The sequence below is a fragment of the Streptomyces sp. NPDC031100 genome (genome assembly GCF_055570785.1).
In genome coordinates this window covers 395192-409090 of the sequence record NZ_JBVIGN010000002.1, presented here as the reverse complement: position 1 = coordinate 409090, position 13899 = coordinate 395192, and the positions used below count along the sequence as shown (strand labels likewise).

The window sequence follows — 13899 nt, the reverse complement described above, 5'->3', positions numbered from 1 at the left end:
TCCTCTTTCTCAGGTTCTCCCTCAAGGATGATTGCTACATTGCGCAACTGTACAACCCGGGGTGAGACACCGTGCGCGAACGTGGCCTACGTCCTGCGCCGGTCGTGGCGCGACTTCGCCACGGTGAGGGCGAGGGCGTAGAGGCCGAGGACGGCGATGAGCAGCAGGTGATAGCCGGGGGGCAGGGCCGTCATACCGAGGGCCGCGCCCAGCGGGCTGGGCGGCAGGAGCACGCCGACGGCGGCGAGCGCGGTTGCGGCCAGGCCGACCGGTCCGGGGCGGCTGCCCTCGGCGATGCGCCGGCCGGTGCGCAGGAGCAGCATCACCAGGGCCTGGGTGAGCAGGTTCTCGGTGAACCAGGCCGAGTGGAACACGGCTTCGTCGTCCACGGCGTCGGGGCCGTGCAGGGCCAGCGCGAGCACGCCGAAGGTGGCGAGGTCCGCGACCGCGTTGAGCACGCCGAAGGCGGTGATGAAGCGCAGGAAGGCGGGCGGGCGCAGCATGGTCGGCGGGCGCAGGACCCGCGCGTCGGGGCGGTCGTGGGCGAGCGCGAGCTGGGAGGCGTCGAAGCACAGGTTCTGCGCGAGGACCTGGGCCGGGAGCATCGGCAGGAACGGCAGCAGCAGTCCGGCGGCGAGCATGGCGATGACGTTGCCGAGGTTGGAGGAGAGTGTGACCCGCAGATAGGAGGCGATGTTGGCGCTGCTGTGCCGGCCGGCGGTGACGGCGTGTCCGATCGCGGTGAGGTCCTTGTCGGCGAGTACGACGTCGGCGCTCTCCCGGGCCACGTCCACGGCACCGCGCGGGGACAGGCCGACGTCGGCGGCGAGCAGTGCGGGCACGTCGTTGACGCCGTCGCCGAGGAAGCCGACGGTGTGCCCGGCCGCGCGCAGTTCGGCGACGATGCGCGCCTTGTCCTCGGGGGTGCAGCGGGCGACGACCGAGGGCCCGGGCCCTGTCGTGCCGGTGCCGTCCGCGGCGGACCGCACCTGGTCCGGCTCCAGTCCCAGGTCGCGGCAGACGCGGGCCGCCGTGTCGGGGTGGTCGCCGGTGAGCACGTGGATCGTGATGCCGAGGTCGGTGAGGGTGCGCAGGGCCTCGGCGGCGCCGGGGGCGAGGGCGTCGCGGAAGGTGACCAGGCCGCGGAAGGTGAGGCCGCGTTCGTCGGCGGGGGTGTAGGGCCTGGTCCGGGCGGGGAGTTCGGCGGTGGCGACGGCGAGGACGCGCAGCCCGGCGTCCGCCTCGCGCGCGGCGAGGGCGAGCAGCCGCCGGCGTTCGGCGTCCGGCAGGTCGCAGCGGTCCAGGACGGCCTCGGCGGCGCCCCTGGTCACCAGGACATGGCGGCCGAGGGCACCGGCGACGACGGCGGTCGCGGTGCGCCGGGCCGGGTCGAAGGGCAGGGCGGCGAGGCCGTCGTACTCCTCGCCCACGGGTCCGGCGGTGGTGAGCAGGGCCTCGTCGAGGGCGTCCGGGGCGGGCAGTTCGGCGAGTTGCAGGGTCCACCAGGCCCCGACGGCCGCCCAGCGCAGCACGTCCGGGTCGTCCCGGCCGTCGGGTCCGAGCGCGCGGGCGACGACGGGCCGGTCCTGGGTGAGGGTGCCGGTCTTGTCCAGGCACAGCACGTCGACGGCGCCGAGGTCGTGCAGTGCGGGCAGGCGTCGTACGACGACCCGGTGGGTGCGGGCGAGCAGGGCGGCGCCCCGGGCGAGGCAGGTGGTGACGATCACCGGGAGCATCTCGGGGGTGAGCCCGACGGCCACCGCGACGGCGAACGGCAGGGTTTCCAGGCCCCGGCCGCGCAGGGCCGCGCCGGCCATGAGGACCAGCGGAGGGGTGAGCAGCATGAACCGGACCAGGACCCAGGAGATCCCGTGCACGGACCGGTCGAAGGCGCTGGTGGAACCGCGGCGGACCGGGGACCCCTGGGCCGCGGCGAACCGGGTGCGCGGCCCGGTCTCCACGACGACTGCGGTGGCGCTGCCCGCGACGACGTCGCTGCCCTGGAAGCACAGATGTGACTCCGTGCGCGGATCGGGCACGTCGGCCGCGGTCTTGGCGACGGGCGCGGACTCGCCGGTGAGGGCGGATTCCCGCACGGTCAGGCCGCGGGCGCGCAGCAGGCGTACGTCCGCCGGGACGAGGTCGCCGGGTCCGAGTCGTACGACGTCGCCGGGCACCAGGTCGGCGAGCGGGACCTCGCGGGCGGACGGTTCGGCTCCGTCGGCGGGGCGGCGGAGCACGGTGGCGGTGCCGGCGACCAGTTCGCGCAGGGCGGCCAGGGAGCGGTCGGCGCGGCGTTCGCCGGCCGCGCGCAGCACGCAGCTGACCGCGACCAGGGCGAGGATCACGGCGGCGGTGCCCCAGGAGGCGACGAACGCCGAGACCAGGCCGAGGGTGAGCAGGACGCCGGTGAAGGGGTCGCGCAGGCCGTCGGCGTACCGCCGGTGCCAGGAGGGGGTTCGGGTGTGGGGCGGGGTGTTCTCGCCGACGGCGGCGAGCCGGGCGCCGGCCTCCTCGTCGGTGAGTCCGCGCGGACCGGTCTCCAGGCGCCGCAGCAGGGCGAGTGGGGTGTCCGTCACGGGCTCAGAGGCCGTGGAGGCGGCGGGCCGGGACAGGTGCGGGCGCCTCCCGCTCGGCGAGGCGGCCGACGAGGAGGCGTACGACGTCGACGACGGCGGCCTGCTCCTCGGCGTCCACGAAGTGCACCTGGCGGCGGCCCTCGCGGCGGGAGCGGACGAGACCGGCGAGCTTGAGCTTGGTCAGGTGCTGGCTGACGGCCGGGAGCGCGCCGCCGACCCGTTCGGCGAGCCCGGTGACGTCGCTCTCGCCGTGGGCCAGCGCCCAGACGATGTGCAGCCGGGCGGGCGAGGCGAGCAGTCCGAAGGCCGCGGCGGCCTCCGTGAGCACCTCGGCCGAGGGGTCCTGCCGGCCCGTGCCGGGCGCTGTCGCCACGTCGTCGTCCTCCTGCCGCTTCGTCGCTGCGTTCCGTCTGTGCTGTGTTCCGCCTGTGTCCGGGGAGTCAGTCTAGGTTGCCGGAACTTATCGGCAGACCCATGAGTTTCTACGTTGCTGTAGAAGTTTCTGGAGAGGTTGCTGCAGGCGTTTCGACGTCGTGGCGATCGACCGTGGACACGAGGAGTTCGCATGGCCCTGTGGGACCGCATCAAGGAGTCGGCGTCGCAGATGCAGACCCAGTTGGTGGCGAAGAAGAACGACCTGAAGAGCGGTGCCTTCCGCGATGCGAGCATGGCGATGTGCGCACTCGTGGCCGCCGCCGACGGCACGATCGACCCGTCGGAGCGGCAGCGGGTGGCCCAGCTCATCGCGACGAACGAGGTGCTGCAGAACTTCCCGGCCGACGACCTGAGGCGCCGCTTCGAGGAGAATCTGAACAAGCTGACCACCGACTTCGACTTCGGCAAGGTGAGCGTGCTCCAGGAGATCGCCAAGGCGAAGAAGAAGCCCGCCGAGGCGCGGGCCGTGGTGCAGATCGGCATCGTCATCGGCGGCGCGGACGGCGACTTCGACAAGACCGAGCAGGCGGTGGTGCGTGAGGCGTGTTACACGCTGGACCTGCCGCCGCACGAGTTCGACCTCTGATCCGTCGCCAACCGCGAGGATGGGGGCATGCTCGACGACCTCGACCGTGCCCTCATCCACGCCCTGCACCTGGACGGCCGGGCGCCGTTCAGCAGGATCGCCGCGGTGCTAGGAGTCTCGGCGCAGACGATCGCCCGGCGCTACGGGCGGTTGCGCACCGAGGCCGGGCTGCGGGTGGTGGGCCTGGCCGACCCGCACCGGGCGGGCCGCACCCAGTGGCTGGTGCGGCTCACGGCCGCGGCACGGTCCGCGCAGGACATCGCCGCGGCGCTGGTCCGGCGGCCGGACACGTCGTGGGTGAAGCTGACCTCGGGCGGGACGGAGATCACCGCAGTGATCCACGCACCGGCCGAGGACGCCTCCCCCGACTCCCTTCTCCTGCGGGACATTCCGCGCACCGGTGGGATCACCGCCGTGTCCGCACACTGCCTGCTCCACACCTACCTGGGCGGACCGACGAACTGGCGGCGCAGCGCCCAGGCCCTGGACGAGGAGCAGCGGGAGGCGCTGGCGTACCGGGGTGGCATGGAGGAGGTGCGTCAACCCGGCCCGGGCGACGCCGAGTTGATGGCCGCACTGGAGAAGGACGGGCGGCTCGGGCAGGGCGAGCTGGCACGGGCGACCGGCTGGTCGCCCGCGACCGTGGCCCGGCGACTGGCCGAACTACGGGCGGCGGGCGCGCTGTTCTTCGACGTGGAGGTCGACGCCGGGCTGTTCGGTGTGCGCACCCGGGCGCTGCTGTGGCTCTCGGTGCAGCCTGCGGACCTGGAGGAGGTCGGGCTGGCCCTGGCCGGCCATGACGAGCTGGCCTTCGTGGCGGCGACCACCGGCCCCTCGAACCTGGTCGCCCAGGCGCTGTGCCGCGACCCGGCCGACCTGCACCGCTACCTCACCCGTCGGCTCGGCGCGCTGCGGGCGGTCCGCTCCCTGGAGACGAGCCCGGTGCTGCGCACCCTGAAGGCGGCGAGCCCGTCCCTCACGGACCTGGCACGGGTACGCCGCCCGTCGAGGTGAGGCGTGCGTGGGCGCGGCGCCGAGGGGAAGCCGGCATTCCAGGCATGGTCGGCATGTGGGGGACGCGCCTCATGATCTCGCCGTGAACGGCTGGCCGGATAAGCAAGGCGTCCGACGCAGACGCCGGATCCGAAAGAGAGGCCCTAACCCCGGTCCTCGACGCCCACCCGGCCGCTTGCCACCGCGCACACCCCCACGAGCGCCATCGCCACCCAGCACGCGGTCTGGGCCGCCCGCAGGGCCGCGGTCGGGTTCCCGGATCCCGCACCGGCCAGGTACACGCTGCCGAGGAGCGCGACGCCCAGGGTGGCGCCGAGTTGCTGGACCGCGTTGAGCAGTCCGGCCGCCGAGCCGATCTCCTGAGGGCGCAGCGGGTGCAGGGCGAGGGTGAAGAAGGCGGGGGTGAACAGGCCGGCGCCGACGCCGATGAGGTCGAGGGCTGGCAGCAACACAGCCGGGTAGTGGCCGGGGGTGGCCGTGCGGTAGGCCGCGACGGCGGCGAGCAGGCCGGCCAGGAGCACGCCGAGCCCGTACGGCATCACCCGGCGCCCGTACCGTCGTACCAGACGGGCACCTGCCAGCCAGGACGCGATCGCGAGGCCGGCGGACCACGGGACGAGGCTCAGGCCGGACTCCAGCACGCCGGTGTGCGCGCCGAGTTGGAGCTGGAGCACGACCACCGTGGTCATGCCGGTCGTCACCGCGAAGAAGGAGGTCGAGGTCACGAGGGCGGCCGGGAATCCCCGGTGGGTGAACAGGCTCGGCTCCAGCAGGGGCCGGGCCGAGCGGCGCTGGTGCCGGGCGAACAGGGCGAGGACGAGGAGGCCTGTGAGCAGCAACGCCCAGCGGTGTGCGGGCAGTCGGGTGAGGTCCGCACCGATGGCGGGATACACGAGGAGTCCGGTGCCGAGCGCCGCCAGCGCGGTGCCCGGCCAGTCGAGGGCCGGCCGGAGCGGCGCGCGGTCCTCCGGGAGCAGCGGGGCGAGGGCGAGGACCACGGCGGAGACGGGCACGTTCACCAGGAACGCGGCCCGCCAGGAGGAGCCGAACAGGTCGGCGTGGGTGAGCACACCGCCGAGGACCGGCCCGCAGACGGCGGCCAGGCCCATGACGGGACCGATGCTGCCCAGTGCCCTGGCCGTCTCCTCCCCCGAGAACATGGCCTTGATCAGCCCGATGGTCTGCGGGATGACCAGGGCGGCCGCCGCGCCCTGCACCGCCCGGAAGCCGATCAGGAGGCCCGCCGTCGGTGCCAGGGCGCAGGCGGTCGAGGCCGCGGTGAAGGCCACGACCCCGAGGACGAACAGCCGGCGCCGGCCCGCGAGGTCGCCGAGCCGCCCGCCGGTGAGGAGCAGCACGGCGAACGGCAGGGTGTACGCGGTGCCGAACCACTGCACGTCGGAGACCGAGCCGCCCAGGTCGGCGTGGACGGCGGGTGCGGCGACCTGGACGACGGTCGCGTCCAGCAGGTTCATCGCCTCGCCCAGCAGCAGGGCGACCAGGGCGGGCCAGCGCCATCGGTAGGCCTCGGCCGGCAGCACGCGTTCCGTGGTCATGGGAGTCCTCTCGCACTCGGCACACAGCAGTCACGGGTCAGCGTGCGAGCGCGAGGGAGGTGGGCTCCAACCAGACGGGGAAAGGTGCGGATTTCTTCCGTCGCACCCGGTGGCCGTGCAGAAAACTCACGCGCCGCCGGGTGCGAGCCGCTCGATCGGTCAGTCGAGACCGGCGGACTTCAGCCAGGCCTTGGCGACGTCCAGCGGGTCCTTGTTCTGCGACTGCACCTGGGTGCCCAGGTCCAGCAGGGTCGCCGTGTCCAGCTTGGCGGAGACGGCGTTGAGCGCGTCGACGCCCTTCTGGGGCAGGGCGCTCTTGTACACGAGCGGCTGGACGTTCGCGAAGCCGAAGAGGTTCTTCGGGTCCTGGAGGACGACGAACTTCTCCGTGGAGATGGTGGTGTCCGTGGTGAAGATGTCCGCGACCTGCACCGTGTTCTTCTTCAGCGCCGTCTGGGTGAGCGGGCCGCCCGCGTCCAGCGCCTTGAAGGACTTGAACTCGAGGCCGTACACGTCCTTCAGGCCGACCAGGCCCTGCTGGCGGGTCTGGAACTCCGGCGAGGCGCCGATGGCCAGGTCCTTTGCGACGTCCTTCAGGTCGGCGATGGACGACTTCTCGGTGAGGTGGTACTTGCTCGCGGTGGCCGCGTTGACCGTGACCGAGTCCTTGTCCTGCGCGGCCGCGGGCTCCAGCAGGGTCAGCTTGGAGTCCAGCTTGGCCTCGATGGCCGACGTGGTCGCCTCGACGGTCTTCGGCGCGGCCTTCGGGTCGAGGTAGGCCAGCAAAGAACCGTTGTACTCGGGCAGGACGGAGATGGCGCCGTTCTTGAGCAGACCGTAGGTGGTCTCGCGGCTGCCGATGTTCGGCTTGTACGTGACCTTGAGTCCCTTGGCCTTGAGGGCCTCGCCGTAGATGTCCGCGAGCAGGGTGCTCTCGGCGAAGTTGTTGGAGCCGACGACAACGCTGTCGCCGCTCGCCTTGCCGCCCGAACCCGACAGGGGATCGTCGCCCTTGCCGTCGGAGGAACCACAGCCCGTCAGCAGAGCCGTCGCCGCCGTGAGGGCGACCACCGCCGCGCCTCGGTTCCTCCGGATGGACCTGCTGATGCGCTTGGTGGAAGTCACCCACTGATCCAATCCAGCCAGTTCTCGGTCAGTCAAGTGCCCCCAGGTCACCGATTGGCCTCGATGCGCGGTCAGTTATACGCAGAGAGCGCTCACCTTGTAACTCATTCTTGATAAAAGCCGAGCTGATTGACCCTTCAAGGGCCCTGTAGTCTCACCGGAGTCGAAACCGGCCACAGCGGTGCACGGGGCCCGCTTCTGTCGTAAGGCACCACACGAAGGAGGCCCGGTGTCCACGAACCAGGTGGACGCGCCCGCCCGGCATGCCCCGGTACACGGTGGTGTACGAGGCTTCGCCGACCGCTGGCCCTTCCGGCGCAAGCTCAACCTGCTCGTCGGCATCCCGCTGGCGGTCATCGCAGTCCTGCTGGCGTACCTCGTCAAGGACCTGGTGCGGCAGTCGGACAGCGCCGCGTCGGCGGCCCGGACGGTGCGGGACAGCGCGCAGGTGGCCCGGCTCGTGGACCGCGTGGAGGCCGAGCACCAGCAGGCGATCCTGCTGTCCGCGCGCTTCGAGTCGGGCTACCACAAGCCCTCGCTCGCCGCCTACCGCGCGGCGGGCGAAAGGGTGCGCGACCAGGTCGAGAAGGTGCGCGCCACCTACGGCGACCGGCTGCCGGACGCCGAGGCGGAGGCCCTCAGGGACGTGGACGACCTGTCCAGCCTGCGGCAGAGCGTCGAGCGGGGCTATCTGCCGGCCGACAACATCGACCCTCCCTACGTCGACGCGGCAAGCCGGCTGCTCGACGGCCTCGGCCTCGACCACACCACCTCCCTGGCCTCGACCTTCACCGGCAACCTGCTGGACTCCCTGCTGCGCGCGGACGCCGCCCACGGAGCCTTCGAGACCAGCGTCTTCTCCGCGACGACCGGGGACCCCAACGCGCTGCTCGAGTTCACCAACGCGGTCGGCTCCTACGACCTGTACGCCCACCAGTCCGACCGCTTCTCCCGGTTCGCCACCGACCGTCAGGCGCAGCAGCTGGCCGGCATCGACCACACCCCCGCGCAGCAGCGCATCGCGCAGGCGTACGCCGAGCTGCAGATCGACCCCACGCAGCTGGAGGCCGGGTCGCGGGCCGAGATCCGCCGGGCGGTCCAGGACGCGCTGACCGACTCCCCCGCCTACCCCGAACAGGCCGCCGCCCGGCTTGGGATCACCACGTCGCTGATCGGCCAGATCGCCGACGGCGCCGACGCGGCCGCCTCCTCCGCCAAGTGGCGCGCCAATCTGCTGCTGTACGGCACGCTGATCGGGTTCGCCCTGTGGATCGCCTTCGTGGTGCTGGTGCGCCGCTCGGTGGTGCGGCCGGTGCAGGCCCTCACCGAGGCGGCGCGAGAGGTCGAGGAGGTGGCGGGGCGCGAACTGGCCCGGGTCGCCGACGACGACGCCGAGGACGACGGGCCGCCCCGGCTGCGGGACATGCCGGTCACCGCGCGCGACGAGATCGGCGACCTGGCCGAGGCGTTCAACCGGGTGCAGACCACCGCCGCGGCCCTGCTGGAACGCCAGGTGCTCAGCCGCCGCAACACCGCCGAGATGTTCGGCAACGTCGGCCGCCGCGTCAGCAACCTGACGACACGCCAGCTCGCGCTGATCGACGCCGTGGAGCGCGGGGAGACCGACCCGGCGCTGCTGGAGCGGCTCTACTCGATCGACCACATCGCCGTACGCCTGCGCCGCAACGCCGACAGCATGATGCTGCTGGCGGGCATCCGGGAGACGGCGCTGGACGGCGGGCCCACGGAGCTCTCCAACGTCGTACGGGCCGCGCTCGGGCAGATCGAGGGCTATCAGCGGGTACGGCTGTACGCCGCCTCGGACGCCATGGTCGAGCCGGACATCGTCGGCGACCTGACCCTGATGGTGGCCGAACTCCTGGAGAACGCGGTGTCGTTCTCCCCCGAGGGCAGCCCGGTGGAGGTGACCGTACGCTCCGGTGCCGACGGCGCCCATGTCGTCGTCACCGACCACGGCCTCGGCATGAGCGCCGAGCGGCTCGCCGAGGAGAACGCCCGCCTGATCCGCCGCGAGCGTCTGGACCTGGTGCCGACGAAGGTGCTCGGCCTGTTCGTGGTGGGCGCGCTGGCCCGCCGCTGGGAGATCGGGGTCGAGCTGACCCGTACCCCGGGCGGCGGTGTGACGGTGGAGGTGACCCTGCCGGCGGCCCTGCTGCTGACGTTGAGACCGGTGGCAGCCCCTCCCGCCGGGCCCGTCGCCGTGGCACCTTCGGACGCGGAGGCCGCCTCCGGACCGGTGCCGTCCGACTCCGCCGGGGAGCAGTCCGCCCCCGCCGGCTCCCTGCCCCGCCGCCTCCCGGGCCGCGCGGCCGCCGCCCCGCAGGAGCAGCCGCAGCTCGTCTCCACCGGCACCGCCCGCCCGCTGCGCCGCCGGGTCCGCGGGGCCACGCTCCGTACGAACGCAGGCGCGGCCCGGGCCGTACCGGAGCAGGCCCGCCCCCGGGACGCGGAGGCGGAGCGCAGCGCGCTGGAGGAGTTCGAGGCGGCGGTGGAACGCGCCCACCGGGACAGCGACACCGGAAACCACGCGCGACCCCATCCCGAGGAGGCTCCCGCTCCTCGCCCCACGCCGACCCCGCAGCACGACCAGAACCACCTTCCGGAAGGAGCCGAGCAGTGAGCACGTCGACAGGTGACACCCCGCAGGGCAGCACCACGCCGACCGACCTGCAGGCAGCCGCAGCCGACTTCACCTGGCTGCTGAACCGATTCGCGACCGAGACCGCGGGCGTCGTCGACGCGATCGCGGTCTCCTCCGACGGCCTGCTCATCGCCGTGTCGGAGCTGCGCGAGCGCGCCCACTCCGAGCGGCTCGCCGCGATCGTCTCGGGCATCACCAGCCTGGCCGCCGGCGCCTCCGGCAACTACGGCCTGGGCGGCCTGAACAAGGTCATCATCGATCTGGAGGGCGGCCATGTCATCGTCTCCGCGATCGGCAGCGGCGCCGTCCTCGGCGTGGTCGCCGACAACGACGCCAAGCTCGGCAACATCGCCTACGAGATGACGCTGTTCGCCAACCGCGCCGGTGCCGCGCTCAGCCCGCAGCTGGTGCTGGAGCTGAAGAACAGCGTCGGCGCCACGTCGGCCCGCTGAGGAAGAGAAGGTATTTCATGGCGGACGGCACCCCGGGCCCGGACCCGGTCGGCCCCGCCCCCGCCGTACGGCCGTACCTGGTCACCGCCGGCCGGGTGGCGGACGCCGCCGGCCGGTCGCTGCCCGTCGAGACCCAGGTGGTGGCCACCGCGGCCGGTCTCGACGGGCTCGGACGGCTCTCCTTCGAGCGGTACGACATCGTCGCCTCCTGCCGGCTGCCGCAGTCGGTCGCGGAACTCGCGGCCCGGCTGCGGCTGCACCTCAACGTCGTCCGCGTGCTGGCCGAAGACCTGCGCGACGCGGGGCAGCTGGCCGTGTACGTACCCGACGTCGAAGCCACCCACGACGCCTCCGTCCTGCGCAGGGTCATCGATGGCCTCCGGGCCATCCCCAACTCCCGAGGGGTACCGAGTGACACCGACTGAACCGCTCACCCGGGGCGCGGCAGCCCCCGACGCGGTGCGGCCGCCGCTGCCGGTGAAGATGGTGGTCGCGGGCGGTTTCGGCGTGGGCAAGACCACCGCCGTCGGCTCGATCTCGGAGATCGAGCCGCTGACCACAGAGGCCTCGATCACCGAGGTCGCGGCGGGCGTGGACGACCTCACGCACACCCCGCGCAAGACCACCACGACGGTGGCGATGGACTTCGGCTGCATCACCATCGACCCGACACTGAAGCTGTACCTGTTCGGCACGCCCGGGCAGGAGCGGTTCGGGTTCATGTGGGACGACATCGTGGAGGGCGCGGTCGGCGGTCTCGTCATCGTCGACACCCGCCGTCTGGACGACTGCTACGCGGCCGTCGACTACTTCGAGCACAAGGACATCCCGTTCGCGGTGGCGGTCAACGCCTTCGACGGGAAGGTGGAACACACCCTGGACGAGGTCCGCTGGGCCCTCGACGTCTCCGACGGCGTCCCGGTCGTGGTGTTCGACGCCCGGGAGCGCGGCTCGGTGCGGGACGCGCTGCTCGTCGTGCTCGAACTGGCGCTGGCCCGCACCGGGGCCTGAGCCCTCAGCCGCTGCGGCGCACCCCCGGCGAGACCGCGATCCGGGACACCGCCCAGAAGACCAGGAGGGTCGCGAGCGCCATCCCGGCGACCAGGGTGGCGCCGCCGACGACCTTCTCGTAGTTCTTCTGGTAGAGGCCGTCGATGATGTAGCGGCCGAGGCCGCCGAGGCTGACGTACGCGGCGATGGTGGCCGTGGAGACGATCTGGATGGCGGCCGAGCGCAGTCCGCTGAGCACCAGCGGGAGCGCGACCGGGAGTTCCACCTGGAAGAGGATCCGTGACTCCGGCATGCCCATGCCCCGCGCGGCGTCCACCGGGGAGGGGTCGAGGGAGCGGATCGCCTCGTAGGTGGTGACCAGGATCGGCGGGACGGCGAGGACGACCAGCGGGATCATCACGGGCACCAGGCCGAAGCCGAGCCAGGTGACCACCAGCACCAGCAGGCCGAAGGTGGGCAGCGCCCGGCCCGCGGTGGCGATGAGCGCGAGGGTGGTGCCGCCGCGCCCGTAGTGCCCGGTGACCAGGCCGACCGGCAGCCCGATCGCGGCGGCGAGGGCGAGCGCCTCCAGCGAGTACTGCAGGTGCTCCACGACCCGGGTGGGGATGCCGTCGTAGCCGTGCCAGTGGGCGCTGTCGCTGAAGAAGGCGTTGACGAAGTTCAGTACGTTCACCGGGCCGCGCTCTCCTTCGGCATCCAGGGGGTCAGCAGGACGCGCACGGCGACCAGGACCGCGTCGACCAGCACCGCCAGCACGGCGGTCGTCACGACGGAGTTCACGGCGAGCACGGGCCGGTTGTAGATCTGCGCGTCGTGCAGCAGGTTGCCGAGCGCGCCCTGGTTGCCGATCAGCATGCCGACACTGACGAGGGAGATGCTGGACACGGTCGCCACCCGCAGACCCGCGATGATCGCCGGCACGGCGATGGGCAACTGGACCTGGAGATATCGCCGTACGGGCCCCAGGCCCATGGCCGTGGCCGCGGCGAGGGTCTCCGGCGGCACCGAGCGGACGCCGTCCACGATCGCGGGGACCAGCACCACCAGGCTGTACACCGCGAGCGGGATCATCACGGTCGTCTCGGTCAGGCCGGTGTAGTCGATGAGGACGACGAAGAAGGCCAGGGACGGGATGGCGTACAGCACGGTGGTGGCACCGAACACCGGCGGGTAGAGCCAGCGGAACCGTACGCACAGCTGGGCCACGGGCAGCGAGACGAGGAGTCCGGCGAGCACCGGCAGCAGGGCCTCCCGCAGGTGCAGGCCGATCAGCCCGAACCAGTCGTGCTGGAGATCGCTCGGGATGTCGAAGAAGCCGTTCATCGCACGGCCTTCGCATCCTGTCGGCCCGCGGTGTGGGCGGCGCGGATCGCCTCGCCGATGACCTGCTGGGAGACGACGCCGACGGCGCGCCCCTCGCCGTCCACGGCCACGGCCCAGCCCGTCGGCGAGAGCACGGCCCCGTCGAGGGCGGTACGCAGCGAGTCCCTGCCGGGCACGAACGGCCGCCCGTACGGCAGCAGTTGCTCCCGGTCGATCTCCCCGGCGACGAGCCGGTCCGGCTCGCCCCAGCCGAGCGGCCTGCCGTCGGTGTCCGTCACGAGGAGATAGGGGGCCGTGCCGTGGGAGGCGAGCTGCTCCGCGCCCGCGTCGACCGTGACCACGGGGGCGGTCTGCAACTGCAGGTCGGCGGAGGGGAAGAAGGACAGCCGCCGGATGCCGCGGTCGGCGCCGAGGAAGTCCTCCACGAAGGCGTCGGCGGGCGCGCTGAGCAGTTCGGCCGGCGGGGCGAACTGGGCGAGCCTGCCTCCGGTGCGCAGTACGGCGACCATCGTGCCCAGCTTGATGGCTTCGTCGATGTCGTGCGTGACGAAGACGATGGTCTTGCCCAACTCGTCCTGGATCCTGAGCAGTTCGTCCTGGAGTCCCTTGCGCACGACCGGGTCGACGGCGGAGAAGGGTTCGTCCATCAGGAGCACCGGCGGGTCGGCGGCGAGCGCCCGGGCCACGCCGACGCGCTGCTGCTGACCGCCGGAGAGCTGGTACGGGTACCGCTTGGCCAGCGAGGCGTCGAGCCCGACCCGCTCCATCAGCTCCGCGGCCCGCGCCCGGGCCTTCTGCTTGCTCCAGCCGAGCAGACGGGGCACGGTGGCGATGTTGTCGAGGATGGTGCGGTGCTGGAAGAGACCGGCGTTCTGGATGACGTAACCCATCGACCGGCGCAGGGTGTTGACCGGCTGCTGCCGGATGTCCGTACCGTCGAGAAGGATGCTGCCCTCGGTGGGCTCGACCATCCGGTTGATCATCCGCAGGGTGGTCGTCTTGCCGCAACCGGAGGGGCCGACGAGGACGGTGATCGCCCGGTCCGGTATCTCCAACGACAGACGGTCGACGGCCACCGTGCCGTCCGGGTACCGCTTGGTGACTGCATCTATCCGTATCAAAACGCCGCGTACCCTTCGGTTTTGGCTAGGCCTGG

General features: G+C 72.4%; 13 protein-coding genes. 6 read left to right on the top strand and 7 right to left on the bottom strand.

The genetic code is table 11. The features are described 5' to 3' along the window. Positions 1 to 86: 86 nt before the first annotated feature. Entirely contained in the window at positions 87 to 2615 is a 2529-nt protein-coding gene (gene mgtA, locus ACZ5DS_RS06060) for a magnesium-translocating P-type ATPase (protein WP_468235101.1), read from the bottom strand. Further along, positions 2584 to 2952 (bottom strand): ArsR/SmtB family transcription factor, encoded by a 369-nt coding sequence (locus tag ACZ5DS_RS06055; protein ID WP_468234554.1) that lies wholly within the window; start codon positions 2950 to 2952, stop codon positions 2584 to 2586. Before ACZ5DS_RS06055 ends, mgtA begins: the two co-directional genes overlap by 32 nt. Positions 2953 to 3144: 192 nt before the next feature. Here ACZ5DS_RS06055 and ACZ5DS_RS06050 point away from each other — a divergent pair, with 192 nt between their 5' ends. Together ACZ5DS_RS06050 and ACZ5DS_RS06045 are read left to right on the top strand one after the other, a co-directional pair. Continuing rightward, positions 3145 to 3600, top strand: coding sequence for a tellurite resistance TerB family protein (locus ACZ5DS_RS06050; protein WP_468234552.1), 456 nt, complete (start codon positions 3145 to 3147; stop codon positions 3598 to 3600). Between the two features lie 27 nt (positions 3601 to 3627). Continuing rightward, complete coding sequence (locus ACZ5DS_RS06045; RefSeq protein WP_468234551.1) at positions 3628 to 4614, top strand: Lrp/AsnC family transcriptional regulator; 987 nt, start codon at positions 3628 to 3630, stop codon at positions 4612 to 4614. A 143-nt stretch (positions 4615 to 4757) separates the two neighbouring features. Here ACZ5DS_RS06045 and ACZ5DS_RS06040 read toward each other — a convergent pair whose 3' ends face one another. Together ACZ5DS_RS06040 and ACZ5DS_RS06035 are read right to left on the bottom strand one after the other, a co-directional pair. Beyond that, positions 4758 to 6170 carry an MFS transporter gene (locus tag ACZ5DS_RS06040; protein ID WP_468234549.1) on the bottom strand — a complete coding sequence of 471 codons (1413 nt, stop codon included), beginning with the start codon at positions 6168 to 6170 and terminating at the stop codon, positions 4758 to 4760. Positions 6171 to 6329: 159 nt separating this feature from the next. Continuing rightward, complete coding sequence (locus tag ACZ5DS_RS06035) at positions 6330 to 7295, bottom strand: ABC transporter substrate-binding protein (protein ID WP_468234548.1); 966 nt, start codon at positions 7293 to 7295, stop codon at positions 6330 to 6332. A gap of 229 nt (positions 7296 to 7524) precedes the next feature. Here ACZ5DS_RS06035 and ACZ5DS_RS06030 point away from each other — a divergent pair, with 229 nt between their 5' ends. From ACZ5DS_RS06030 to ACZ5DS_RS06015, 4 genes are read left to right on the top strand one after another with little or no spacing between them, the layout of a single operon-like run. Next, positions 7525 to 9936: a sensor histidine kinase gene (locus tag ACZ5DS_RS06030; protein ID WP_468234547.1), complete on the top strand. Its 2412-nt coding sequence runs from the start codon at positions 7525 to 7527 to the stop codon at positions 9934 to 9936. After that, entirely contained in the window at positions 9933 to 10409 is a 477-nt protein-coding gene (locus ACZ5DS_RS06025) for a roadblock/LC7 domain-containing protein (RefSeq protein WP_468234546.1), read from the top strand. Before ACZ5DS_RS06030 ends, ACZ5DS_RS06025 begins: the two co-directional genes overlap by 4 nt. Before the next feature lie 17 nt (positions 10410 to 10426). Further along, positions 10427 to 10834 carry a DUF742 domain-containing protein gene (locus ACZ5DS_RS06020; RefSeq protein ID WP_468234544.1) on the top strand — a complete coding sequence of 136 codons (408 nt, stop codon included), beginning with the start codon at positions 10427 to 10429 and terminating at the stop codon, positions 10832 to 10834. Continuing rightward, positions 10821 to 11420: a GTP-binding protein gene (locus ACZ5DS_RS06015; RefSeq protein ID WP_468234542.1), complete on the top strand. Its 600-nt coding sequence runs from the start codon at positions 10821 to 10823 to the stop codon at positions 11418 to 11420. The genes ACZ5DS_RS06020 and ACZ5DS_RS06015 overlap by 14 nt, the downstream gene beginning before the upstream one ends. A 4-nt stretch (positions 11421 to 11424) precedes the next feature. Here ACZ5DS_RS06015 and ACZ5DS_RS06010 read toward each other — a convergent pair whose 3' ends face one another. From ACZ5DS_RS06010 to ACZ5DS_RS06000, 3 genes are read right to left on the bottom strand one after another with little or no spacing between them, the layout of a single operon-like run. Beyond that, entirely contained in the window at positions 11425 to 12093 is a 669-nt protein-coding gene (locus tag ACZ5DS_RS06010; RefSeq protein WP_468234540.1) for an ABC transporter permease, read from the bottom strand. Further along, the gene (locus ACZ5DS_RS06005) at positions 12090 to 12743 is read right to left on the bottom strand and encodes an ABC transporter permease (protein ID WP_468234539.1); all 654 of its coding nucleotides are present in this window, start codon (positions 12741 to 12743) and stop codon (positions 12090 to 12092) included. Before ACZ5DS_RS06005 ends, ACZ5DS_RS06010 begins: the two co-directional genes overlap by 4 nt. Then, positions 12740 to 13864: an ABC transporter ATP-binding protein gene (locus ACZ5DS_RS06000; RefSeq protein WP_468234538.1), complete on the bottom strand. Its 1125-nt coding sequence runs from the start codon at positions 13862 to 13864 to the stop codon at positions 12740 to 12742. The genes ACZ5DS_RS06005 and ACZ5DS_RS06000 overlap by 4 nt, the downstream gene beginning before the upstream one ends. Positions 13865 to 13899 lie beyond the last annotated feature (35 nt).